Below are 24,620 nucleotides of genomic sequence, written 5' to 3' on the forward strand. Positions count from 1 at the left end.
GTTGGGTGCGACTTCACGCTTGCAAACCTTCTTATTGCAAAACCTGCGCACCGACCTACGGACATTTCCGATATCAGGATTCCATGACAAAAAAGTCAAAACCTTCTCAGGGATTTAAAGACCCGAATGCCGCCGTCGAAGCGCAACGCTACGACAACCCGGTTGCCAGCCGTGATGCACTGTTGATGTTGCTGGAGCAGCAGGGCCATCCGATGACACACTCCGATGTCTGTGCTGCGCTGGGCGAAACTGATGAAGAGCGGGTCGAAGCACTGCGTCGTCGCTTAATTGCGATGTCGCGTGATGGTCAGCTGATCTCCAACCGCCGTAATCAGTTTATGCCGATGAGCAAAGCGGATTTAGTGACGGGCATGGTGATGGGCCACCGGGATGGTTTTGGTTTTGTGCTACGTGACGGTGGCGACGATGTGTATCTGTCGAATCGCCAGATGGGCAAGGTGTTTCATGGTGACAAAGTTGCCGTGCAGATTCTTGGCTTAGATCGCCGTGGTCGTCCGGAAGGCAAAGTTGTTGAAGTGCTGGAGCGTAATACCCAGCAGATTGTTGGCCGTTATTTCGATCAGGCCGGTGTAGGTGTCGTACAACCTGACAATAAACGCGTCAGCCACGAAATCCTGGTACCACCTGCTGGCCGTAATAAAGCTGAACACGGTCAGTTTGTGGTGGTTCAGATCACCCAACAACCACGTCCGGGTGCCTTGCCCATGGGTGAGGTGATTGAAGTGTTAGGCGAACATTTAGCGCCGGGCATGGAAATCGACGTAGCCATTCGCAGCCATAATATTCCGGCAGAATGGCCAGAGGAAGTGGTGGCCGAAGCCGCAAAATTACCGGAGCAGGTCAAAGCCGCCGATAAGAAAAACCGTATCGATTTACGTCATCTGCCGTTTGTTACCATTGATGGTGAAGATGCGCGTGACTTCGATGACGCGGTTTATTGTGAGCCAAATAAAAACACTGATGGCTGGCGTTTATACGTGGCCATCGCTGACGTATCGCATTACGTCAAAGTGAAATCAGCCTTAGACGATCATGCGTATGAGCGTGGTAACTCGGTGTATTTCCCGGGCTTTGTTGTGCCAATGCTGCCGGAGAAATTATCCAACGGTTTGTGTTCGTTAAATCCGGAAGTGGATCGTCTGGTGATGGTGTGTGAAATCACTATTTCGGCAGCGGGTAAATTATCCGGCTACAAATTTATGGAAGGCCTGATTCACTCTCACGCGCGGTTAACCTACAACAAAGTGTGGGACATGTTGCAGAAGCCATTAACCGAAGATGGCAAAGCCTGGCGCAAACATTATCGTCCGATTGTTCCGCATTTAGAAAATCTTTATAAGCTGTTTAAGCTGCTGCGCAAAACCCGTGAGCAACGGGGTGCTATGGATTTTGATTCCGTCGAAACCCGCATCGTATTCGATGCCGAGCGTAAGATTCAGGAAATTGTGCCAACCGAGCATAACGACGCTCATATGCTGATTGAAGAATGTATGTTGGCGGCCAACGTGTGTGCAGCCGATTTCTTCCAGCGTTACGATATCCCGGCATTATTCCGGGTGCATAAAGGCCCGAGTCAGGAGAAGCTGGAAAATTTATACAGCTTCTTAGGTGAATTAGGTTTATCGCTGCATAAAGGCAAAGAAGTTTCGCCAAAAGATTATCAGGCACTGTTGAAACAAATTGAAGACCGCCCGGATTCACATTTAATTCAAACGGTACTATTGCGTTCGTTATCTCAGGCCGTATACGACCCGGAGAACGAAGGCCACTTTGGTTTAGCCTATAAAGCCTATACCCACTTTACTTCGCCGATTCGTCGTTACCCGGATTTATTGGTACACCGTGGTATTCGCCATGTGATTCGCAGCGAAATTGAATGTCGCCATGTGCGTCGTGTGGAAGACGCCAAACCGATGCAGAAGTGGCGGATTTATCCATACGACACGGCGCGTATGATCAGCCTGGGTGAGCATTGCTCGATTACAGAGCGCCGTGCTGACGATGCTACCCGCGATGTGATGGACTTCCTCAAGTGCGAATATATTCGTGATCATATTGGTGGTGAATACGAAGGCGTGATTTCGGCGGTCACCGGTTTTGGATTATTTGTCGAATTAAAAGATATTTATGTCGAAGGCCTGGTGCATATCTCCACGCTGCAAAACGATTATTACCAGTTTGATGCGGTGAAACATCGGTTAGTGGGCGAGCGCACTCGTCGTAGTTTCCGCTTAGGTGACAAGCTTTGGGTTCGCGTGGTTGATGTTGATCTGGACGATCGTAAAATCGACTTTGAATTAACCACCGCACCTATGAATAAAAACCGCCGTAGTGCGGCTGACCTGCCAACCCCGACACGATTACCGCGTAGACGTGGCGCTGAGGGAGAAACTGAGGAGCTATTGCCTGGTAAAAAAGAGCCTGGTAAGAAAGACTCGGGTAATAAATCAGGTTCAAAACCACGCCGTTCCCAGCGTGACAGCTTTAAAAAAGCGCAGGCAGATAAAACTTCAGGTCGTCGTGCGGCGAATGATTCGGATGATGACGGCAAACGTTCTTCGAAAAAGCCGGCGGCGAAAAAAAGCGCCGGCAGAAAGCCAAGTAAACGTCAGAAACTGAATGCTAAAAAAGCCGGTGCCGCGACCAAAGCTAAGTCTAAAACGACAAAGGCTAAGCACAGCAAAAAGACGGCTCGTAAGCCCCTGAAGAAAAAGTAGTTCGTTTTAATTAACGAATTCAAAATAGCAGGGATTAAGTCGTAGAGAAGAAGTCAGTGTTTTTCAATAGCAGCAACAGGATGTTGCGGTAGCGCGGCAGGGCCAGGGATGGCCCTTCGGCGCGGCGGCTGAAAAATACTGGCTTTTTCTCGCTAAGAACAGAATCAAGTTGGGCTATTGTTTGATAGCCGGAGAATTAAAATGAAATTAGAAGCCGTTTATGGCTTACACGCCGTCACCACGTTATTACAACGCAGCGCCGATCAGGTTGTTGAAGTGTGGGTATTAAAAGGCCGCCAGGACAAACGTATGCAACGCGTGCTGGAGTTGGCCGAAGAACAGGGTTTATTAATTCGTGAAGCCGATAAAGGCTTAATGAACCAGAAGGTCGATGGCAACCATCAGGGTATTATTGCACTGCGTAAACCGGTACAAGGCATGAGTGAAAAACAACTGCCGGACGTGCTGGATAACATCGAAGGTCATCCATTTATTCTGATTCTTGATGGCGTGACTGACCCACATAATCTGGGCGCTTGTATCCGTACTGCTGACGCCGCCGGTGTGCATCTGGTGATTGCACCAAAAGACAAATCAGCACCGTTAAATGCAACAGCCGCTAAAGTTGCTTGTGGTGCGGCAGAGACCGTTCCTTATATTCAGGTAACGAACCTGGCGCGTACCATGAAAGAGCTACAGGAACGTGGTATCTGGATCGGTGGCACCGCTGGTGAAGCTGAGCAAAATATCTATCAACAGAATATGACCGGCCCACTGGCGCTGGTAATGGGCGCTGAAGGCCCGGGCATGCGACGTTTAACACGCGAGCATTGTGACTTTTTAGTGAATATTCCAATGGCGGGTGAAGTCAGCTCGGTGAATGTTTCTGTTGCCACGGGGATTTGTTTGTTTGAGGCAGTGCGCCAGCGTGGCTCGCTGTAATTTGCGAATTATCCATCTCTGAATAGCGCCGTTCTGGCGCTATTTTTATTTGGTCAATTGTCTTCGTTATAGGAAATAATCTGAGTTTCAATATCCATATTTTTATGCAGAACACGAATGACTTCTATATCTGTCGTTCCGGTAATACGGAAAAAGATGATATGGCTACCTTGAGGGAATTTTTTGTATCCTGAGCGGACATTATCAATGCCAGCAGCTATTTGAGGTGTTTCTGCCAGTCTGCCGAAAGCGTCAAATAGTTCGCCAATATAAGCTCTTTGTTGTTTCTTACCCCACTGGCGCAAGGAATATTCTGCAATCTTACGCATGTCAGCGTCGGCTGCTTTTGAGAGCCTGAATTTTTTCATGGGCTTATTTTTCCAGGCTATCCATAAATTCCTGATAGCTGTATTCAACAAAGCCACTTTGCTCACCTTCTAGCAGAGCGGCTCGCAGTTGCTTTACCTTAGCCTCTTGCTCTTCGAGAAGCCTTAAGCCTGCTCGCACGACCTCGCTGGCACTACCGTATCGACCATCGGTAACTTGTTGATTTATAAAGGATTCAAAATGCTGGCCAATCGTTACACTGGTATTTCGTGCCATTTGGATCACCCATGATGTATTACATATTGGTATATTTTGAGCTGCTTATGGTGGTAAGTAAAGTGGGTTGCCCGTATCCTCTTCTGGTGATAATTTAAACACTAAAGAAGATAGTAGGCATGCCGTGGCTGAAATAGTGTGCGTGCACGCTTTTCTGGAAGGGAATAAGATTGCTAAGGAAGGTTTCAGAGTGAACTCAGTTACTTACCGGAAGAAGCTTGAGATATTTTCGCCAAGATATAAGGCGCACATACGAATAAACTGTTATGTATCAAAGATATCAAAAAGGACCATTTAAATCATGAGAAGAGAAGCAATATATAACTCTGTATCTAGAATAATAAAAGATTTACAAGATTGTGATATTCAGGGGTTTATTGATAATATATTTGAGCATTATAGGGGGAGAGATAGTGAAAATAAAAATTCATTACCATTAAAAATCTTCCACAAATATATGCTAGCAACGAGCAATTATAGCGATGATGACATTGAAGTTTGCCGCATTATCGGCATTGACGATCTGCTGACCCCTGACTTTTGGCAAAACCTTTCAGAGCCATCAGGTCGTATCCACGAGGTTTATTCAAGTGTAAATTTCGCTCTAAATCACCTACCTAAGTTATTAATGCTATCAAAGCAACACTACGTACAAGATATTAAAGATCAATCTGGAGATATCCCTGAAGAACTGAAAGGTAAGACTTTATTAACCCTATTAATACTTGAAGATGATGAACAGTTCTCTAGCCCTAAACGATTAACGTCTGCATTGAGCTCTATCGCCGACTTGTACGAGGTGGTATCCACGATCGACAATGAAAGTCCAAATGAATTAATTGTACTTGCCTGTGATTCTGGCAGTGATAAATCTTTTGATTTTCTTGGTCTAGCAAAGGTAGTAGAACAAGTTAAAGAGATAATTATAACTATTTGGGATCGGAGAGTTTTGCATAGACATCGAGAGGCAAGTGAAACTTTAAGTCTGATTTCTGAATCTCTTCCCATATTGGAAAAAATTGATCGCTTAAAAGATAGCGGGGCTATAGAGCGAGAGCAGGCTGAGCTACTAAAAAGAAAGACTATTAGCGGAGTCACTCAGTTTTTTGAGGCTGGAGTTATAATACCAGAACTAGAATCAGAGAGTTCGCATGCACCTAAACAGCTTATGAAACCTGAGCCAAAACTATTAGTTTCCCCTTGGAGTCGAAACAAGGAAACACCTCCAGTATATGAAGCTGAAGCTGAGGAAGATACCAGTACTGAGCTCTCACCTGAAGAAGAGCAAATGCTTGATTTATTAATGAAAAAGGCAGGAAATATTGATAAAGGAGAAGATAAGTAACAAATTAAGCAAGCGAGACTGTGATTTTTCCCCGATAAAACGGACGCCGAAATCTAATTAAGTTGAGGTGTCCAATGCCGAAGTACAACAGCCCGAGAAAGACTTGGCTATATTTCAACGAGTTTAAAGTACAAGCCGTTCAGCTGAGTTTTACTCAGGTATCCAGGTTCAAGAAGTAGCCAATACACTCGACATTCATCCGTTCATGCTGTCGTGATGGCGTGACCGCCCCATATAGTCTGGATTGGTGGCACCCCCGGTGAAGTCGAGAAAAATATCTATCAACAGAATATGACCGGCCCGCTGGTTCAAATGATTCATGTATGACGCAGTGAGCGTTTTCTTGTGTACCTGATCGTGATGACCTGTGATAGTAGGATGCTTACAATTAATTGCTGTTAGATTTTTATGGTTACCACAATGAGTAAAGAAAAATTTGAAGAGGCGCTTCAATTAGCCAGTCAAGATGTTGAAGATGCACAACTGCGTCTCGCTGAAATGTATCGCGAGGGCATAGGTATTGAGAAAAATTTCGCTGAAGCCCTGTTCTGGTATGAAAAGGTAGCCTCCCAAGGGGATGCTCTTTCTCAGCTTCGTGTCGGGATGATTTATTTAATGGGTGACCTAGGTGTCGAGGTAGACGATTTAAAAGCCGAATACTGGATTCGAAAATCTGCTGAGCAAGAAGAGTCCTATGCTATGTATATGCTCGCCATGTTGTATTTTGATGGAACCCTGGAGGAATCGGGTATTCCTCAAGCTGTTTATTGGGCGCGTAAAGCCGCCGAGAAGGACAATATTGATGCTTTAGATTTGCTTACTTCACTTTATATTAAAGGGCATGGCGTTAAACAAAATTTTTCTACAGCTGTTGAGTATTGCCGCAAAGCGGTAGAAGCAGGGCATGTGGGTGCCCAAATGCGATTGGGCACGATGTACTTTCATGGTCGAGGTGTTGAAGCAAGTGTTGAACAAGGCCTTTATTGGACTGAGAAAGCAGCAGAACAAGGTAATAAATATGCGCAAGCCAATCTAGGTGGGATATACTATGAAGGGCTTGGCGTGGCACCGGATGCCGTTAAGGCGGTTGATCTTTTAAATAAAGCAGCTGAGCAAAATTTGGTCAAAGCCCAGCTTTATCTTGGTAGTATTTATGAGTATGGTGCTCACAATTTACCAGCCGATGTTTCAAAAGCGGCGTATTGGTATCGAAAAGCGGCCGAGCACGGAAATAAAGACGCGCTCACGCGGCTGAAAAATATGAAATCGGGAAGCAATCTCCGGCTGAGTATGAAACCAACACTCTACTTGGTTGAATGATCCCAGCGGGTCAGGAATCCATCTTGGCTCCTCCAATTTGCGATTGATAAACTATGATCTTGCCCCGATAAAGCCTACCTGAGTTATTGATATTTCTTTTTTCTGTAATATTCTGAGTTTATTGTTAGCAACCTAGAGCCGTGCACCAAATAACGACCAGAATGTAATGCAATCAAGGAAATGATATGAAATTACTTACTGCAGGTATGTTATTGCCATTCAGTATATTCCTGACTGGCTGTTTAGGCTCAAACGCCTCATCAGACCCAGAGTTATCAAGCCCTGTGGATCGTAATGATACTCCCGAAGCAACTTGCCTTGGTTATCCTTCGCCTTCTCTATCCGTAGCAGTATTTAACTCTCAAACTGAAGAGTCTATATCGACCGCTCTTGTTGAAGTTCACTCGATTAATTCCGATCTTCCCCCGGATGCGGCTATTTATCAAAATACGACAGGGAACTACTTTAATCAGTCGCCATTTCTGGATGGTAATCAAGTAGGGCTGGTTGTATCAGAGCCTAACTATCATACGTTCACGACACGTAATTTAGGCTTTCAAACGGACACGCGTTGTGCTGCTGGCTCTAATAATGACTGGGTTTATACCGTGTACTTATGCCCGTTAGGCACGGCGTGTATCTGATTTATTTACCTCACTTTTATTGAAAACGCCTTAATTTTTTACACCACCTTACCAGCCTCAGCAGTTATACTCCCCGGCTTCATTCAAGGGGGCGTTATGAAAATCTGGTTGTTGTTGCTGTGCTTTTTATTCCCATGCGTGCAAGCCGCTGAAGTTGACCAGTTTACCGACATCAATCATCTGAAAGACAGTTCGGCCGTGATTGAGGCTGAGGTGAATCGCCGTATTCAGTTGGCAATAGATAACGCCAATTCTTATTACCCTCAACCGCTGCAAAAGAAAAAACTGCATCATCGCAGACGTCCTCAATGTGACGTTGAGCGACTCTACGGCCAGTTGCGCTCGCAATTAGCACAACCATTAATTGGGCAGCTCGAAATTTTTGCCGAAGAATCGCCTCAGGTTGATAAACGTCGGGTCGGTTTTGAAGATTCGGTATACCGTGATTTTGAGCGGGTGGATGCTCCCAGTTTGGTGATCAGCGAGCGGGTAGCGGCGGTTATCCGTATTAATTATGTTTATTTGGGAAGTGACAAGCTCGGGCATTTTTTCACTGAAGGCAATACCTACTTTGAAATTACCGACCGGATGAGTGGCGGTATTGAAGCCGGGCTGCTGTATGGAGAGTGGTCCGAATCCTTATACTTTGGTGCGCAAACCACCGGTGTGTATTCATACGCAGATTTAGTCGCTAACTTTAATGGCATGCGATTCTGGAATCGTATTTTGGCACATTATGCCGACCCACTAACTCAACAATTTCAGTCGCCTTATATTGTTTGTGACCATCAGCGCTGGGTAAAAAAAACTCCATTTAATTTCGATGATTATGTCGATTATGGTTGGGACGAGAGTATTAACTGCTCGGCATTACGCACCCAAACATTATTACAACAGTTTGAACAACATCAGCCACGCTGTGATGGTGGTAAGGTGCCACGCCGTTACGGTAATTATTCTCGTCGTATGATTAACCGGGATGATTTTAAAGTGCTGCCGTATGATTTGCAGCCAGAAATTATTGCCGCTCGTCGTGCTTATGTGCATGAATGGAATCTGCCTGTCTGGGTGACAGAAACCATTCATGAGGTGCGCTTAGAGTTAGAAGCGTGGCGCGATCAATAAGCGGTTAGAATCAGAAGAAACGTAACTTCGCGGTTAGCTGGATATAACGGCTGTTTTCCAGCTCCAGCGTGCCGCTTTCGCCTTGTTCATTATCCAGTTTAATCTCCTGACCAAACTGCATACCGGCTTCACCGCCTAACCATAATGATTTATAAGCATTAAATTCTGCGCCGAAACCAAAGCGAAAGGCTTTTTGTTCAAAATCAAAGGTGTCGTTTTTATCACCCTGATTATAAACATGCCAGCTACCACCCTCGGGAGTCAGTTTGGCGAAGTAGTGCTGACGTTTGCTGGGTGAAAAACTGAAGCGCGAATATGGAAAACCAACCACCATACTTAAATATTTTCCGCTCTGGTAACGATAGTTGACCAGAGGTAATAATTTACCTTCACCAAAGCGGTGAGTGTATACCGCACCCAGGTTATAACCATGACCGTCAAGATCGCTGGTGTATTGAACAACAGCGTTGGCAGCTAAGTCATCAGTACCAAAGTTCTCCAATGACGATTTAACCCCTGGAGCAATATTAAAAACCCAGCGTGAGTTATTATCGTTTTTAATTAAATAAGTGATGGGCACATTAATTTCGTACAAGCGTTGTTTAATAGTGTCATCATCCGGGTTATTACGGATAGTTGCCGCTTTATCAAAACGGAATTCACGCTCTTTTAAAACAAAGCTATATACCCATAATCCATTGTCGATATCACCGGAGCTTCCCAGCGGTAGTTTCAGGCTGGTGTCGAGCTGTACTGACTCTGGTTCCGGGTCTGCATTATCAATATTGGTAATTTCGGATTTGTCGAAATAGGTGAAAATCAGGTGGCCGGAAGACGCCTCGGGAACGTAGTTTTCATCATCTCTGATATCTTCAGCAACACTGTTCAGGCTGCTCAGTGCCAACGAAACGGCGACGGCGGGTAACGCTTTCATGATTGCTCCTGCAACTGATGACTCCGGTTTCAGAATAACGACTGAAACCGGAGAAGTTAAGGCTTTATTATTTTTCCTTTTACAGCACTCTCTTTTACGACAGCCCCCTCTTACAACAACCCCAGTGCCTGCGCTTTGGCGCTTAATTCATCGCGGAATTGTGGGTGGGCGATACCAATCAAGGCTTTGGCACGTTGCGGCAGGGAGAGCCCTTTCATATCCGCGCAGCCGTATTCTGTCACCACAAACTGAGTGTCCATGCGTGGGTCGGTTACCGCGCCGCCCTGTAACTGCGGCACAATGCGGCTGAGGCTGCCTTGTTTGGCAGTGGAGTGTAAGGCAATAAAAGACCGGCCACCGTTGGAGGCGTAAGCACCGCGCACAAAGTCGAGCTGGCCACCGGTGCCGGAGAAGGGGTGACCGGCCAATTGTTCGGCGTTAATCTGGCCGGTTAAATCGACTTCAATAGCGGCATTAACCGATACCATATTGCGGTTTTTCTGAATGATATTAGGGTTGTTTACCCAGGAAGCCGGATAGCCAACAATCGACGGGTTATCATCCATAAAGTCGTACATGGCTTTATCGCCCAGAGCCAGGGTAAACACGTGCTTGTGTTGCATCCAGTTTTTAAACCGGCCGTTCATTACACCCGCTTTAATTAAATCCACCATCGCCGGGCTGAATAATTCTGAGTGTAAGCCGAGATTTTTATGCTGGGTTAAATAACTGAGCACCGCATTAGGTACGCCGCCAACGCCCATTTGTAAGGTGTCGCCGTCGTGAATATGGCTGACAATTTGCTCGGCAATTAACGCATCGGTACGGCCGGGAGGTTTGGCGGCAATTTCAATCAGCGGGGTGTGATTTTCAATAATGGCATCCACTTCGGAAATATGTACCGAGCATTCACCAAAGGTGCGCGGCATATTTTCGTTCACCTCAACAATCACACGTTTGGCTTTGCGAATCACGCTGGCACCATAATCGGCATTGGTGCCCAGACTGAAATAGCCGTGTTTATCCATCGGCGATACCGTCACCATAAAGCAATGCGGTTCGATGGTTTCGGTTAATAAGCGGCCCACCTGATGAAAAGTGGCGGGCACAAATTCGAGCATGTTGCGCTGGGGTAATTTCTTCAGCGCTTCACGGTCGTGGCCACTCATAAACAGCGGACGAGGGGTTACCTGGTCGGCCAGCTCTGGCACCAGTAAGGTGTCACATAACGCCTGTGTACCGTGCATATAGTAGAGGTTGATCTTCTCCAGCTGGCGTTGTGTTAACGCCGTGGCAACACCCTGCATTAGTGCCGGGGGCATAGCGACACTCATACCCAGAATCAGGTTATCGTTATCGTTGAGGTAACCGGCAGCTTGTTCGGCCGAGGTGAGTTTTTGATCGTAAAGGCTGGCAATGTCCATCTGCGATTCCCGCTAACTGAGAGAAGATAAAGTAACTCCAGTCACTGTAGCAGCCTGTTATGGCCTGTCTATGAACTCTGTATGACAGTTTCATGAGGTGTATCAAGGACAGCTCAGATGGCCGACAAATTCAACATTGTTGTCAGCCAGACGCCTTAGTTACCGCTCAATGCTGTTATCGCTCAGTGCTGTTACAGTTTTTGTGCCATCAGTAACGCAACAATCAATAAACAAATACCGGTAAAGGTATCGAGCATTTGCCAATGCTTCGGCTCGCTGAGTTTTGGCCGTAATAATTTCGCCCCGGCAGCAATGGAAAAAAACCACAAGGCGGAGGCGCAACCAGCACCCACAATAAACCAGATAGGCAACGTTTGTTGTGCGCCAACACTGCCGATTAATACCACGGTATCGAGATACACATGTGGGTTGAGTAAGCTGATCGCCAGTACCTGGCCGACGCTGCGCCATGGGCTGCCTAATTCAATCCCTTCATTTGTGGTCAGGCTTTCGCCGCCTTGCCAGGCGCGATAAAACGACTGACCACTAAGCCACAACAAAAACACCACGCCCATCAGAGTGATTGCCGGAATCAGGTCGGGCATCCATTGCTGAATGGTGCTGATGCTGTAAACGCCAATGGCAATCAGAGAAATATCCAGCGACACACACACGCTGGTGATCACCCAGGGGTGTTCACCACGCAGGCTTTTATTCAGTACCCAGGCGTTCTGGGCACCAATCGCCACAATCAAGCCGAGTGTGACTAAAAAGCCGGTACTGAGAACAGTGATGATTTCGTTGAACTGAGATTCCACAAGGATGCCTTAGATTTGTCGTTGTTGGAGGGTTGGTGTTGAAAAGTGGCTGTTGAGGGTTGAATTGCGTGAACAATAGGGCGGACGCTATTATTAGTCCAACTCATAAATTTAATGGGATATAAGTTAATCTTATGATGGATTATCGCGCTCTGGAGGCGTTGTCGGCAGTGATTGAACACGCCGGTTTTGAGAAGGCTGCTCAGGTGCTGAATATTTCACAATCGGCGGTCAGCCAGCGGATTCGCCAGCTGGAATTTAAACTAGGCCAACCGGTGTTACTGCGCACCAGTCCACCGCGGTTAACCGAGTTAGGGCGTCAGCTCAGTAACCATTTGCAGCAGGTGAAGCAATTAGAGCAGGGCTTACGGGTCAGTGATGAACCGACGGCAGAGCTGAATATTCGCTTGGCGGTGAACGCCGACTCCATTGATACCTGGCTCGCTCCGGCACTGGCTGCATGCCGCGATAGTCAACGGATGAACTTTGATCTGGTAATTGAAGATCAGCGGGTTGGGCTGAAACGTATGAAAAACGGCGAGGTCATGGCCTGTATCTGCGAGAGCGCCCAGCCGGTTAACGGTGGCCTGGTGCAGAAGCTGGGCACATTGCGTTATATGGCACTGGCCAGCCCGGAATTTATCGCGCGTTATCGCGGAAAAACCCAAGGTCATCAATGGCTGCAACAGGCGCCGTGTTTACGCTTTAGTGGTGATGATCAGTTGCAGCATCAGTTTTTACAGGCGTTGCAGCTGGATGCTCCGGGGCGGATTCAGCGGGTGCCGTCGAGTGGTGGTTTTGTGCAGATGGCACTGGCCGGGCTGGGCTTTGGCATGATTCCGGAAATACAGGTAAAACATCATCTGGCGGCAGGAGAGCTGATTAATGTGACCCCCGACACTGTGCTGGATGTGCCGCTGTACTGGCACTACTGGCAAACCGAAAGCGATTCCATGGCGCAGTTACGCCATGCCAGTGCCCAACAGGCCGCCCGCGCGTTATTGCCGCTGTAGCTCTTTGTACGGGGTCAGAAAGTTATCGTGAATAATATCTTTATGGTCGTTGCGCAGCTTGTCGATATTGGTCAGGTATACCTTGCCGTGAATAATATCCAGATAACCACCGGCTTCGAGTTTTTTCAGCTCGCGGTTAATGCTCTGGCGTACCGTACCCAGCATGCTGGCCAGTTCATCTTGTGATAAATCCAGATAACGGCCTTTCTGATTGCTGCTGGTATGGGTGTGGTAACCACGAAATAACATGCTGACCAAGCGCTTTTGCAGCGGCATAGCCCGGGCTTCCACCAACAATTCATACAACACCCGAACCTGACGATTGTACTTGTGGCATAAGCCATAAGCGTATTCCGGATACTGCTGATACAGGGCCAGAAATTCGTCACTGGGCAACACCCGCAACACACAATCGGTCGAACATTCGACGTTATAGGCACTGGGCATACCGTCGAGTACGGCTGTATCACCAAAGGTATCACCGGCTGAGATCTTCGACAAAATAATCTCACGACCGTTTTCGGTGTACGACGAGATCTTGGCTTTGCCACTTTCGAGGCGATACACCTCACGCACCGGATTGCCCTGAAACACCACAATATCCCCGGCCTTGTAATTGCGGTCGGCGGAACGCTGCCACAGTTCGGCTTTCAGCTCATTGCTGATTTCAGATACCGGATCAAGAACGTGAGAAATGTGTTTCATAGTGTTGCTCGTTAGTGGCACAAATGCTGGCTAGCTGTACAAAAGCTGTTAATGGCACAAATACCGTTTAGCGGCACAAGTACATTTTTGTAGCACAAGTGCCGTGCCTTAGGGTCAATACTGCGCAAATAATAACATGGCCCGAATTGATACACTATTTGTCTGTCACAAAAGTGACAGACGACACACTTTGTTGTTTGACATGATCGCGCCCAAATTTGGCGGCCAGTAACTGGCCGTCAGCCATAAAGATCATTCTGGTGCACCCCGCACCGGCATAAACATAACAACGCAGGGTGAAATAATGGCTGTAAAAGCTTTCGCAAAACTGCCACTGGTTCTGGCCATCAGCAGTGCCGCTTCGGTACAGGCTGTTGAGTTCAACTTTGGTGGTGTTCAGGCCCAATGGGATAACACCATTAGTTACGGTATTGGCTGGCGTCTGGAAAAGCCGCTGGATGAACAGGTTCATCCAGGCAACGGTGAAGCGGTGGGTGTTCGTGGTGAAGCGTCTTCGTACAGCTTCGACGACGGTACGCTGAACTACAAAAAAGGCGACGTTTACACACACGTGGCTAAGTGGACCACCGAGCTGGAACTGCAATACGACAACTATGGTGCATTATTCCGCGGTCGTGCGTACTACGATGCTGCCATTATGGACGAAACGCCGGAATTTAAAGATTACAACAGTGAAACCAAAGAAAACGCCGGTCGAGATTTCGAGCTGCTGGATGCGTATGTTTGGGGTGATTTCTATGCTGGCGATACACCCATCAACGTACGTTTAGGTCGTCAGGTAATCAGCTGGGGCGAAAGTACCTTTATTCAGGGTGGTATTAACAGCATTAACCCAGTCGATGCATCGGCTTTCCGTAAGCCAGGTGCTGAAATTAAAGAAGGGTTATTACCGGTTGAGATGTTGTACACCTCCATTGGTTTAACCGCCAACACCAGCTTAGAGGCTTTCTATCAGCTGCGTTGGGAAAAAACCAAGCCAGATTCCTGTGGCACCCTGTTCTCCACTGCTGACTTTGTTGCCGATGGCTGTGGCCCGGTAGTACTGGGTGGCACTGAAGATGAGCGCGAAATTCTGCAACGCTATTATGCTGAATTGGCTGATCTGCAGCGTTTTGATCCAGCGAATCCAACCGACCGTACACGTATCTTTACTCCGGTTGCTCAGCGTTTAGAAGATGATGAGCCAAGTGATTCTGGTCAGTACGGTGTGGCATTACGCTGGTATGACGATGAGTACACCGATACCGAATACGGCTTCTACTTTATGAACCTGCATAGCCGTCTGCCATTAATTGGTGGTGTGACGTCTAACCTGAATCAACTAGCTTTTGCTGCTTCGGGTGACCGCACAGCGTTTCAGGGCTTAGTTGGTCAGGCTCAGGCAGCTGCAGCAGCAGGTAATGCAGCTGAAGCACAACGGTTACTTGGTGAGGCACAAACAGTGTATCAGCGTAATCTGGTGAATCCTAATCCGGTTATTAACGGTAATTTCCCGTCGTATCAGATTATTTACCCGGAAGATCAACAGATTATGGGTATCAGCTTTGCGACAACCGCAGCCACCGGTGCTTCGGTTTCGGGTGAAGTCAGCTATAAGCCGGATACACCATTACAGTGGAACTCACTGGAGACACTGGTAGCCGGTGCCGGCATTCCAACCTCACGCTTGTACCAGCGTCGCCTGGAAGAAGTGGGTGGGGATGAAACTCAGATCTTTGGCCAGCAATTCGAGGCCTTTGATGAGTTTGATGTTTGGCAAGCACAAGTTAGCTATATCCAGACCATTGACCGTATTTTTGCCGCGGATCAGTTAGCGATTGTGGCGGAAGTGGGCGTTAACTATATCCCGGATCTGCCAAGCTTGGATGATGCCCGTTATGGCCGTCATGGTGCTTATGGTTTAGGGGATAATGCCGGTGTCTGGACTGTGAATGACACTGTTCCTAACCCTGCTCCTAACTTTAATTATTGTGAAGGACCATTGCCAACATCTAATGGTCCACTGCCTGTTGCTCCTAATATCACGCCGAAAAACTGTAATGACGAAGGCTTTACCGATAAGTGGTCTGGCGGGTTACGTTTACGCACAACTCTTAACTATAACAATGCCTTTGCCGGTGTTAATGTGGCGCCGCGTTTATCCGTCGCTTACGACCAGGGTAATGGCCCGGAGCCAGGTTCTCAGTTTATTGATGATCGTTTAACCACGGGTCTGGCGGTTGAATTTGTTTACCGTAATTCGATGTCAGCTGAAATTGCTTACACCAACTACAGCGGCGGTAAGTACAACATCCTGAAAAATCACGACACCTTAAATCTGTCGGCTAAATATTCTTTCTGAGGCAATAATAATGGCTAAATTAAGCACATTTGCAAAATTGGTTGCCGCCGCTCTGGTTAGCCAGAGCGTGTTGGCAGCAACGCCTGAGCAATTAGGCAACGAACTGACGCCAATCGGCGCACCCAAAGCGGCTCAGGGCGACATCCCTGCATGGGACGGTGGTTTATACACCGCGCCTGAAGGTCACAAGTTGGGTGACAACCTGCCGAACCCGTTTGCAGACGAAAAACCTCTGTTTGTGATCACTGCTGAAAATGCAGAACAGTACAAAGAGAAACTGAGTGAAGGTCAGCTGGCGATGTTTAAGCGCTACCCGAACTCTTACCGTATTCCGGTATACCCAACTCACCGTACGGCAGCGTTCCCACAGTCGGTATACGATGCAACCAAACAAAATGCGGGTACCGCACGTCTGGTTGATGGCGGTAACGGTGTTGAAAACTTTGCAGAAGGTGGCGTGCCATTCCCGTTCCCCGAGAACGGTCTGGAAGCGATCTGGAACCACATCGTACGTTACCGTGGCGGCAGCCTGATCCGTACCTCGGTACAGGTAACACCACAGGCTGATGGTGTGTACACGCCGGTTCGTTTCCGTGACGAATACACTTTCCGTCAGAATCTGGAAGGTCTGGATCCAAACAAAGATAAGAACGTACTGTTCTACTTCAAGCAGGACATTTTATCGCCAGCACGTTTAGCCGGTAACGTTCTGTTGGTACACGAAACACTGGACCAGGTAAAAGAACCTCGTCGTGCCTGGGTATACAACGCTGGTCAGCGTCGTGTTCGTCGTGCGCCACAAGTTTCTTACGACGGCCCGGGTACCGCGTCTGACGGTATGCGTACCACGGATAACTTCGATATGTTTAACGGTGCGCCAGATCGCTACGACTGGAAACTGGTAGGCAAACAAGAAATGTACATTCCGTACAACTCTTACAACATCAACAGCAACGAACACACGCTGGACGATGTGGTAAAAGCCGGTCACGTGAACCAGGATCTGGCACGTTACGAGCTGCACCGTGTATGGAAAGTGGAAGCAACCCTGAAAGAAGGCAAGCGTCACATCTATGCAAAGCGTACTTTCTACATCGACGAAGATACTTGGCAGATCGCTGCGGTTGATCACTTCGATGGCCGTGGTCAGTTATGGCGTGTGGCTGAAGCGCACAACATGATGTTCTACGATTATGTCGTTCCTTACTTCGCGTTCGAAGCTCTGTACGATCTGAACTCTGGCCGTTACTTGGTACTGGGTCTGACCAACGAAGAAGAAAACGCTTACGACTTCGGTGTTAAGCGTAGCCACAAGCAGTACACCCCAGCAGCACTGCGTCGCTCTGGCCGTCGCTAAGGCTGATTCAAAGATTCGACCATCTTTTGGCCGCCCTCCGGGGCGGCTTTTTTTTGCCCGTCGTTTACTCCTATTTTTTGCCCGTCGTTTACTCCTATTTTTTGTCCGTCGTTTACTCCAGTGGAGCCATCCACTTATTATTGGCCTATGGCACAGCAAACAGGAGAACGCAGTGGAACTTGCCTGGTGGAATGATTTATTAGCGCAGAATTACGATTGGTTCTGGGATGTCAGTATTGCGCTGACCATTACTCTGGTCGCCGGACTTGGCTGGCGCATCGCCCGTAAACGTATGTTGCAGCTGGCCGGAAAAACCAGAAACCGCTGGGATGATGTGGTGATCGACGCCATTGGCATTCCGATCAACTGGATTATTTTTGCCATTGGCATGACCTGGGTGGCGGATATTTCTGCTCGTCATTTCTCGTCGGAAATCGTCACCAGTATTCCAGTGGTGCGCCAGTTATCGCTGATTATTCTGGTGGCCTGGGCCATCTGGCGCTTAATTAACCGGGTTGAACATCGTCAGATTGATAAAGGTTCTGACCCAACCACGGTGCAGCTGGTGGGCAAAGTTGCCAAGCTGGTGGTGACGGTATTAATTGTGTTGCCCATCTTCCAGTTATTGGGCATTTCCATTTCCGGCATTCTCGCCTTTGGTGGTGTAGGCGGATTAATTGTGGGTATGGCCGCCAAAGATTTACTGGCTAACTTTTTTGGCTCCATCATTGTGTATCTGGATCGCCCGTTTAAAGTCGGCGACTGGATTCGCTCACCGGATCGCTCGATTGAAGGCACAGTAGAAAAAATCGGCTTTCGGGTGACATTAATCCGTACCTTCGATAAGCGTCCCTTATATGTGCCCAACTCGGTGTTTACCAATATCTCGGTGGAAAACCCATCGCGTATGTTAAACCGCCGCATCTATGAAACCATTGGCGTGCGTTATCAGGATTCTAAAAAACTGCCCGCGATTATTAAGGCGGTGCAGCAGCACTTGCGTCAGCATCCGGATATTGATGCTGAGCAAACGCTGATTGTGAATTTCAATAGCTTTGGTGCCTCCAGCCTCGACTTTTTTGTGTACACCTTTACCAAAACCACTGACTGGATTGAGTATCACCAAGTGAAACAAACCGTGCTGTTAGAAATACTCGATATTATTCATCAGCACGATGCCGATTGTGCCTTCCCAACCCGAACATTACATGTGGAAGGAATGCAGGTAGAAAACTTGCCGCCAGCACTAATGGCGAAATAAGGAATCAATACAATGTCTGCTTTTGAAAAACTCATTAAACACTCAAAAAAAGTCTCCAACTTCAGCCATCTGGCTTCTATCTGCGGCTGGGATCAGGCGTCCATGATGCCAGCCGGTGGCGCCGAGGCTCGCTCTGAAGCCATGGCCGAATTGTCGGTGCATATTCACGGGTTACAAACTCAACCTCAATTAGCCGAGTGGTTTAACGACGCCGAAAATGAAGCGTTAAATACCGAGCAGCAAGCCACCCTGCGGGAAATGAAACGCAGCTGGCAACAAGCTAATGTATTGCCCGAAGAGCTGGTGGAAGCACAATCGTTAGCGGGTTCTAAATGTGAACACGCCTGGCGCAGCCAGCGTAAAGAAAATGACTGGGTTGGTTTTGAAAAGAACTGGGCTGAAGTGGTTAAGTTATCCCAGGAGGAAGCAAAGATTCGCTCTGAGGCTACAAACCTCTCTCCGTACGATGCCATGCTGGAGATCTACGAGCCGGGCACCAGCAGTGCATCGCTGGATATTGTCTTCGATGATGTAAAACGCTGGTTGCCTGAGATGATTGATCAGGCAATTGAAAAACAAGCGTCAGAGTCTTTAATTACACCCAGCGGTCGCTATCCAACGGCGCAACAAAAAGCGCTTGGCCTGGAAGTGATGCAGCTGCTGCAGTTTGACTTTAATCACGGCCGTCTGGATGAAAGTGTGCACCCGTTTTGTGGCGGTGTGCCGAGCGATGTGCGCTTAACCACCCGGTATAACGACAGTGAATTTGTGCAATCGTTAATGGGCATTGTGCACGAAACCGGTCATGCTCGTTATGAACAAGGTCTGCCCAAACATCTGGCCGCGACCGCTGCCGGTGAAGCTCGCTCGATGGGTATCCATGAATCTCAGTCGTTATTTTTTGAGATGCAATTAGGGCGTAGCGCAGCCTTTATCGAACGGCTCGCTTCCTTATGCACTCAACATTTCACCAATCAGGATGCTGCTGTATTTGCTAACGACAACCTGCAAAAGATTTATACACGGGTGCAAAAGGATTTTATTCGTGTCGATGCCGATGAATTAACCTATCCGGCGCATGTAATTCTGCGTTATGAAATTGAACGCGATCTGATTAATGGTGTGATTTCCTATAACGATGTGCCGGAGCTATGGGATACCAAAATGCAGCATTATTTAGGCTTAAGTACCGCGGGTAATTACCGTGATGGCTGTATGCAGGATATCCACTGGACCGACGGTGCCTTTGGTTATTTTCCGAGTTATACCTTAGGTGCGATGTATGCAGCTCAGTTTATGGCCAGCATGGAACAAAGTGTGGATGTGCAGGGAGTGATTCGCTCTGGTGATCTGACACCAATCTTTGATTGGCTACAGCAAAATATCTGGAGTAAAGGCAGCTTATTAACTACTGATGAGTTGGTAAAACAAGCAACGGGTGATGTGCTTAATGCCAAACATTTTAAAGCGCATTTGCAGCAAAGATATTTAAATAAATAAATAACCGACGAAAAAATTATTAAAGAAAGCTGAGCCAGCGCTAAGCGCTGGCCAGATACTTTTCAGTTTCCTGCCATAACTCTTCAGCCAACTGACGGCTGCGGGCTTTTTTGCTACAGCGGTGCGGTTTATTTTTATAAAAATATTTACCGTTTAACGCTTTCACCGCTGGGTCTTCCGCCAGATACACAATGGCTTCGGCCGCTTTGGCAGGCGCTAATAAAAACTGCGAAATAAAATCGGCAACCCGTTGGTTTAAATCACGCCCTAAGCCGGTATTCACAATGCCTGGATGGAAGCAGGTAATGGTGATACCACTGTCGGCATAGCGCTTGGCAAATTCCCTGGTAAATAAAATATTGGCGAGTTTTGACTGCCCATATCCCCAGATTACCCCAAAATAAGGCAGTTTGGCGTACTTCGGATGGGTGAAGGAGGCAGGTTCAATACCTCCGGCCCAGTGGGCATCCGAAGCGGTAACTACAATGCGTGGGTCTTGTGACTGCTTCAGATTTTCCAGCAGTAGCCGGGTCAGCTCAAAATGGCCCAGATGAGTGGTGGCAATCATAGATTCATAGCCGCCGTGTGTCATGGCATAGCTGCGCCCACTGAATAAGCCTGCGTTTAACGCCAGAATATCAATGCTTGGCATCAGCTGCTGGATCTCACCAATAGCGGCACGCACCTGAGTAAAGTCACTCAGATCCAGTGCCAGCGCGATGGCTTCTCCACTGCCTTCTGATTGATTCAGAGAGGCAACAGCCTGTTGCAGCTTTTCTGGATTCCGGGCAATAACCAGAACCCGATATCCTTTATTGCAGAAGTGCTGGGCGGCAGCAAAGCCAATACCGCTGCTGCCTCCGGTGATAATCACATTTTTCATACCTACCTCCGGTTCCGTGCTTGAGTTTATAGCTGTCGTTGTTTTTATATCTGTCGTTGTTTTATAGCTGGGAGCGTATCATAGCGATCACGGCCACTCTATTTAGCGGCATTTTCTCGCGGGCGAATGCGCACCTTTACGCCTCTGCTGAGGTATGATAAATGGCTATTTTTCTAATAAGACAAACAGGTACAAGCGATGGCAAAGACAATGCGTGGCGTGCTGGAAGCCTTTAATGAGGCATTTTCCAATCAGCGTCTGGATGATGTGATGGGCTTTTTTGCCGACGATTGTGAGTTCCGTGAGATGAATGGCCATACCGCCAAAGGAAAAGCGCAGGTACGTGATGCTATCCAGACGATTTTCAGCGGCGCTTACGGCAAGCTGTCGTTTTTCGAAAACCGCATGATTATTGATGAAGAGAAAAAGGAAGTCTGTTTCTCCTGGAACTGCCAGCACGACATGATTCCTTCTGCTGATATGAGCCTGAAAGATAAAATCACCGCGGCGTTTATCAAGCTGGTTTATGGCCAGACTTTTTATTGGCAAGGGGTGGATTATTTTATCTTTGATGACGATTTAAACATCACCAGCAAACAAAGTTATGGCCGCGCGGCGATGCCTAAATTTGTGCGTGGCGCGGCACCGCGTTAATGCTTTCTGGGCAGAGTAGCTATGACAGATAGAAAAAAACATCACCATGCGCCCAAAGGCGGTTTTCGTAACAACGAACCAATGCAGATGTACCATCGTTCTTTATGGAATGTCTTAAAGTGGAAGCTGTTTGAAACCTTACCTAAGCCCAGCTCGGTGCCGGTGGTGGAAGATGATTATTCCGTTTTTAACCGCAGTGAAGACTCACTGGTAAGCTGGATTGGCCATGCGACCTTTTTAATTCGCCATAACGGCCTGAATATTATTACCGATCCTCACTTCTCTGAACGGGCGTCGCCGGTACAGTGGGCTGGGCCAAAGCGTTATTCTCCGCCCGCCATTGATATTGATGCGTTACCTCATGTGGATGTGGTGGTGATTTCACACGACCATTACGATCATCTGGATCGCCTCTCGGTGTTAGCCATTCAGAAAAAGCAGTCGGATAATCCGCCGTTGTTTATGTTGCCATTAGGGCTGGGTAAGTGGTTCGACAAAAAAGGCATCCGTAATTGGGTCGAGCTGGATTGGTGGGAATCACATACTCATCAGGGCTGGACGTACACCGCGGTACCTTGTCAGCATTTCAGTGGCCGTTCCATTCGCCAGGATCATACCTTGTGGTGTGGTTGGGTGTTTGAGGCCGATAGTGAGCCAGACACGCCGAACGAGCCGGGCAAGCGCTTTTATTTTGCCGGAGATACCGGCTACAGCGGTGATTTTAAAGCCATTGGTGAACGGTTCAGCTATATGGATATGGCGATGGTGCCGATTGGTGCTTACGAACCGCGCTGGTTTATGAAAGAGATTCATGTAAATCCGGAAGAAGCGGTGCATATTCATAAAGACGTGGGCTCTCGTTTATCGTTGGCAATGCACTGGGGCAGCTTTATGCTGACTAACGAACCTATGTTGCAGCCGCCGGAAGATTTACAACAGGCGAAGCAGCAGCAGGGTGTGGCTGATGAGGAGTTTATTGTGATTAAGCCCGGTAAGATCACCCCGCTGTTCTAGCAGGCTGTTGAAAAACTACTTACGTTGCCATAACTTCGTTAAAAATCAGCTCAAAATGCTCATTTATTGCCTATAAACTGCGCGTTTTCGCTGATTATTAGCTTGCGCAGCTCTAAGGAGTGCCTTGTTCTGGCTGCCTCAGAAACATTTTTCAGCAGCCTGCTCGTAGGCTACAGGGGCTTTTGATTAAGAAAACTAATCATCATCTTTAAAAAGATCAATTTAACGGATGATGTTCAGATCTCTACTATAGTTCCTGTTCTTACTACTTATGTTTTTACTTAATCAGGCCTTCGGGCACATGATTCACTTAATGGAGTTAAACCATGATCAACACAGAAATTAAGCCGTTCAGCGCTACCGCTTTCAAACAAGGCGAATTCGTAGACGTAACTGAAGCTGACGTGAAAGGTAAGTGGGCAGTATTCTTCTTCTACCCAGCTGACTTCACTTTCGTATGTCCTACTGAGCTGGGCGACGTAGCTGACAAGTACGAAGAACTGCAAAAGCTGGGCGTTGAGGTGTACTCCGTATCTACCGATACTCACTTCACTCACAAAGCATGGCACGATGCTTCTGAAACCATCGGCAAAATCAACTACTACATGCTGGGCGACCAGAACGGTAGCATCACCAACAACTTCGGTGTAATGCGTGAAGGCCAAGGCCTGGCAGACCGTGCTACTTTCCTGATCGATCCAGATGGCGTTATCCAGGCAATGGAAATCACTGCTGAAGGTATCGGCCGTGACGCAGACGACCTGATGCGCAAAGTAAAAGCGGCTCAGTACGTTCGCAACAACCCAGGTGAAGTTTGCCCAGCTAAGTGGAAAGAAGGTGAAGAGACTCTGGCTCCTTCTCTGGACTTAGTAGGTAAAATCTAAGCAAAGCTACCTGCGTTGCCAGTGCAGCGTTAAAAGTCAGCTCAGAATACTCACTTAGTGTACTAAGCTCCGTTTCTTCGCTGACTTTTGCCTTGCCCTGACTGCCTCGCCAACGCTTTGTTGTGCAGTGAGATCGTATTCTCATATGCTGTGCCAGAAGATGTTCTGGTACAGATACAAAAAAGCTCCGCTCTATAGCGGAGCTTTTTTGTATGTGCAGTTTGGTAATAGAGGTTGCTAGGCGGCCGTAGCGGGAACGATGGCAATTTCATCCCAGTTCACAATTGGCTTTTTTTTACCGTTGCCTTCCTCAAATGCGACAAGATGAAAGTCAGCCATGCGTGATAGGGTGCGGGAGACATTCGCTTGTTCTCTCGATACTAGCTTGGCTAACTCTGAGATGGTTTCCGGGTGGTGCGTACGAATCGCTTCGATCATCGCGTAGTTATCTTTGCTCAGCAGGCGTCCGATCGACTCCATCGAACTGACCCACACTTTCGGGTCATCTTCCTTAGGCACAATACGGCCAGCGGCGATATCAATGGTGCGCTGACGAATATATTGCCCCGATGCTATACCAATAACTAATTTCACCATGGTTATCTCCTCTGTTTATCCAGAGCTATTGCTTCATCAACAGCAATCCAAAAGTCCGTCAGGAGCTTTTCGGCTGTTTCATACTCATAAGGGACAACAACCCTAACATCTTTGAATTTGTGCTTATGATCCCAGCGTGTCACTTTTCTATGGTGGCTGAATTTGCCTTTCCTTTTATCTTCAATGGCATGAGCATTATCAAAACCCATCAAGCGCTGATTGTCTTTGTCGTGCAAGGTGAGGGAGTATTTGATGCCATTAGGGCGGCCTTCGGTAATATCCGCCCGAATCGCGGAGAAACGAGCAAAGTATTCCAGCTCTGAATCCGCTTCAATAATCTCACCATCCAGCATCAGAAGGTTTTCTATACCAGCATCCATGTTGGCTCCTTGATTATTTAATTAGATTATATCACCAAGTGATATATTTCAACTGGCTAACCTCATTCCTGTTGTACAAATGCTTCGATTAGATTTCTTAATAACCCATCGTTAGCA

General features: G+C 47.6%; 24 protein-coding genes and 1 pseudogene. 15 read left to right on the forward strand and 10 right to left on the reverse strand.

Annotation, left to right across the window (positions count from 1 at the left end; all coding sequences use genetic code 11):
• The first annotated feature begins 83 nt into the window (after positions 1-83).
• Both rnr and rlmB read left to right on the forward strand, forming a co-directional pair.
• Positions 84-2,738: a ribonuclease R gene (gene rnr / locus ACO05E_RS09445; RefSeq protein ID WP_419812687.1), complete on the forward strand. Its 2,655-nt coding sequence runs from the start codon at positions 84-86 to the stop codon at positions 2,736-2,738.
• A 201-nt stretch (positions 2,739-2,939) separates the two neighbouring features.
• Positions 2,940-3,680, forward strand: coding sequence for a 23S rRNA (guanosine(2251)-2'-O)-methyltransferase RlmB (gene rlmB / locus ACO05E_RS09450; RefSeq protein ID WP_419812688.1), 741 nt, complete (start codon positions 2,940-2,942; stop codon positions 3,678-3,680).
• A 53-nt stretch (positions 3,681-3,733) separates the two neighbouring features.
• On the opposite strand, the gene ACO05E_RS09455 is transcribed toward rlmB, so the two are convergent.
• Entirely contained in the window at positions 3,734-4,048 is a 315-nt protein-coding gene (locus ACO05E_RS09455; protein ID WP_419812689.1) for a type II toxin-antitoxin system RelE/ParE family toxin, read from the reverse strand.
• 4 nt (positions 4,049-4,052) lie between these two features.
• Positions 4,053-4,283: a type II toxin-antitoxin system ParD family antitoxin gene (locus ACO05E_RS09460; RefSeq protein ID WP_419812690.1), complete on the reverse strand. Its 231-nt coding sequence runs from the start codon at positions 4,281-4,283 to the stop codon at positions 4,053-4,055.
• A gap of 301 nt (positions 4,284-4,584) precedes the next feature.
• On the opposite strand from ACO05E_RS09460, the gene ACO05E_RS09465 reads away from it, so the two are divergent.
• Entirely contained in the window at positions 4,585-5,628 is a 1,044-nt protein-coding gene (locus ACO05E_RS09465) for a hypothetical protein (protein ID WP_419812691.1), read from the forward strand.
• Positions 5,629-5,702: 74 nt separating this feature from the next.
• Positions 5,703-5,842, forward strand: a pseudogene (locus ACO05E_RS09470) (transposase); the annotation flags it as partial.
• Here ACO05E_RS09470 and ACO05E_RS09475 read toward each other — a convergent pair.
• The gene (locus tag ACO05E_RS09475) at positions 5,824-5,949 is read right to left on the reverse strand and encodes a hypothetical protein (protein ID WP_419813694.1); all 126 of its coding nucleotides are present in this window, start codon (positions 5,947-5,949) and stop codon (positions 5,824-5,826) included. The pseudogene ACO05E_RS09470 and the gene ACO05E_RS09475 overlap by 19 nt on opposite strands.
• Positions 5,950-6,048: 99 nt before the next feature.
• Between ACO05E_RS09475 and ACO05E_RS09480 the strand changes: the two genes are divergently transcribed.
• The 3 genes from ACO05E_RS09480 (at position 6,049) to ACO05E_RS09490 (ending at position 8,717) form a co-directional block, all read left to right on the forward strand.
• Complete coding sequence (locus ACO05E_RS09480; protein ID WP_419812692.1) at positions 6,049-6,948, forward strand: hypothetical protein; 900 nt, start codon at positions 6,049-6,051, stop codon at positions 6,946-6,948.
• A 185-nt stretch (positions 6,949-7,133) separates the two neighbouring features.
• Positions 7,134-7,592 carry a hypothetical protein gene (locus tag ACO05E_RS09485; RefSeq protein WP_419812693.1) on the forward strand — a complete coding sequence of 153 codons (459 nt, stop codon included), beginning with the start codon at positions 7,134-7,136 and terminating at the stop codon, positions 7,590-7,592.
• 96 nt (positions 7,593-7,688) lie between these two features.
• Positions 7,689-8,717 (forward strand): hypothetical protein, encoded by a 1,029-nt coding sequence (locus ACO05E_RS09490; RefSeq protein WP_419812694.1) that lies wholly within the window; start codon positions 7,689-7,691, stop codon positions 8,715-8,717.
• A gap of 10 nt (positions 8,718-8,727) precedes the next feature.
• Here ACO05E_RS09490 and ACO05E_RS09495 read toward each other — a convergent pair whose 3' ends face one another.
• The 3 genes from ACO05E_RS09495 to ACO05E_RS09505 all read right to left on the reverse strand — a co-directional run bounded on the left by ACO05E_RS09495 (position 8,728) and on the right by ACO05E_RS09505 (position 11,893).
• A complete protein-coding gene (locus ACO05E_RS09495) occupies positions 8,728-9,651 on the reverse strand; it encodes a hypothetical protein (RefSeq protein ID WP_419812695.1) in 924 nt (307 codons plus the stop codon).
• A gap of 110 nt (positions 9,652-9,761) precedes the next feature.
• Positions 9,762-11,075 carry an acetyl-CoA hydrolase/transferase family protein gene (locus tag ACO05E_RS09500; protein WP_419812696.1) on the reverse strand — a complete coding sequence of 438 codons (1,314 nt, stop codon included), beginning with the start codon at positions 11,073-11,075 and terminating at the stop codon, positions 9,762-9,764.
• A gap of 191 nt (positions 11,076-11,266) precedes the next feature.
• On the reverse strand, positions 11,267-11,893 hold the full coding sequence (locus tag ACO05E_RS09505; protein WP_419812697.1) for a LysE/ArgO family amino acid transporter: 627 nt from the start codon (positions 11,891-11,893) through the stop codon (positions 11,267-11,269).
• Between the two features lie 134 nt (positions 11,894-12,027).
• Here ACO05E_RS09505 and ACO05E_RS09510 point away from each other — a divergent pair, with 134 nt between their 5' ends.
• Positions 12,028-12,906: a LysR family transcriptional regulator ArgP gene (locus ACO05E_RS09510; protein WP_419812698.1), complete on the forward strand. Its 879-nt coding sequence runs from the start codon at positions 12,028-12,030 to the stop codon at positions 12,904-12,906.
• Here the strand turns inward: ACO05E_RS09510 and ACO05E_RS09515 are convergent.
• Positions 12,892-13,611 carry a Crp/Fnr family transcriptional regulator gene (locus ACO05E_RS09515; RefSeq protein ID WP_419812699.1) on the reverse strand — a complete coding sequence of 240 codons (720 nt, stop codon included), beginning with the start codon at positions 13,609-13,611 and terminating at the stop codon, positions 12,892-12,894. The genes ACO05E_RS09510 and ACO05E_RS09515 overlap by 15 nt on opposite strands.
• Positions 13,612-13,915: 304 nt before the next feature.
• Here ACO05E_RS09515 and ACO05E_RS09520 point away from each other — a divergent pair, with 304 nt between their 5' ends.
• The 4 genes from ACO05E_RS09520 (at position 13,916) to ACO05E_RS09535 (ending at position 20,091) form a co-directional block, all read left to right on the forward strand.
• Positions 13,916-15,973: a DUF1302 domain-containing protein gene (locus tag ACO05E_RS09520; protein ID WP_419812700.1), complete on the forward strand. Its 2,058-nt coding sequence runs from the start codon at positions 13,916-13,918 to the stop codon at positions 15,971-15,973.
• A gap of 10 nt (positions 15,974-15,983) precedes the next feature.
• Entirely contained in the window at positions 15,984-17,330 is a 1,347-nt protein-coding gene (locus ACO05E_RS09525) for a DUF1329 domain-containing protein (RefSeq protein WP_419812701.1), read from the forward strand.
• 172 nt (positions 17,331-17,502) lie between these two features.
• Entirely contained in the window at positions 17,503-18,591 is a 1,089-nt protein-coding gene (locus tag ACO05E_RS09530; RefSeq protein ID WP_419812702.1) for a mechanosensitive ion channel family protein, read from the forward strand.
• 12 nt (positions 18,592-18,603) lie between these two features.
• Complete coding sequence (locus ACO05E_RS09535) at positions 18,604-20,091, forward strand: carboxypeptidase M32 (RefSeq protein ID WP_419812703.1); 1,488 nt, start codon at positions 18,604-18,606, stop codon at positions 20,089-20,091.
• A gap of 40 nt (positions 20,092-20,131) precedes the next feature.
• Here ACO05E_RS09535 and ACO05E_RS09540 read toward each other — a convergent pair whose 3' ends face one another.
• Positions 20,132-20,974: an SDR family NAD(P)-dependent oxidoreductase gene (locus ACO05E_RS09540; protein WP_419812704.1), complete on the reverse strand. Its 843-nt coding sequence runs from the start codon at positions 20,972-20,974 to the stop codon at positions 20,132-20,134.
• A gap of 198 nt (positions 20,975-21,172) precedes the next feature.
• On the opposite strand from ACO05E_RS09540, the gene ACO05E_RS09545 reads away from it, so the two are divergent.
• From ACO05E_RS09545 to ahpC, 3 genes are all read left to right on the forward strand, one after another.
• A complete protein-coding gene (locus ACO05E_RS09545; RefSeq protein ID WP_419812705.1) occupies positions 21,173-21,628 on the forward strand; it encodes a nuclear transport factor 2 family protein in 456 nt (151 codons plus the stop codon).
• Positions 21,629-21,649: 21 nt separating this feature from the next.
• On the forward strand, positions 21,650-22,642 hold the full coding sequence (locus ACO05E_RS09550; RefSeq protein ID WP_419812706.1) for an MBL fold metallo-hydrolase: 993 nt from the start codon (positions 21,650-21,652) through the stop codon (positions 22,640-22,642).
• Between the two features lie 326 nt (positions 22,643-22,968).
• Positions 22,969-23,526, forward strand: coding sequence for an alkyl hydroperoxide reductase subunit C (gene ahpC, locus ACO05E_RS09555; RefSeq protein WP_419812707.1), 558 nt, complete (start codon positions 22,969-22,971; stop codon positions 23,524-23,526).
• Between the two features lie 237 nt (positions 23,527-23,763).
• Here ahpC and ACO05E_RS09560 read toward each other — a convergent pair whose 3' ends face one another.
• Together ACO05E_RS09560 and ACO05E_RS09565 are read right to left on the reverse strand one after the other, a co-directional pair.
• Positions 23,764-24,123: a transcriptional regulator gene (locus tag ACO05E_RS09560; RefSeq protein ID WP_419812708.1), complete on the reverse strand. Its 360-nt coding sequence runs from the start codon at positions 24,121-24,123 to the stop codon at positions 23,764-23,766.
• Positions 24,124-24,125: 2 nt separating this feature from the next.
• A complete protein-coding gene (locus ACO05E_RS09565) occupies positions 24,126-24,503 on the reverse strand; it encodes a toxin-antitoxin system TumE family protein (RefSeq protein WP_419812709.1) in 378 nt (125 codons plus the stop codon).
• Between the last annotated feature and the right edge of the window lie 117 nt (positions 24,504-24,620).

It is taken from the genome of Bacterioplanoides sp., assembly GCF_965226395.1.
In the GTDB taxonomy this organism is placed as follows: domain Bacteria; phylum Pseudomonadota; class Gammaproteobacteria; order Pseudomonadales; family Oceanobacteraceae; genus Bacterioplanoides.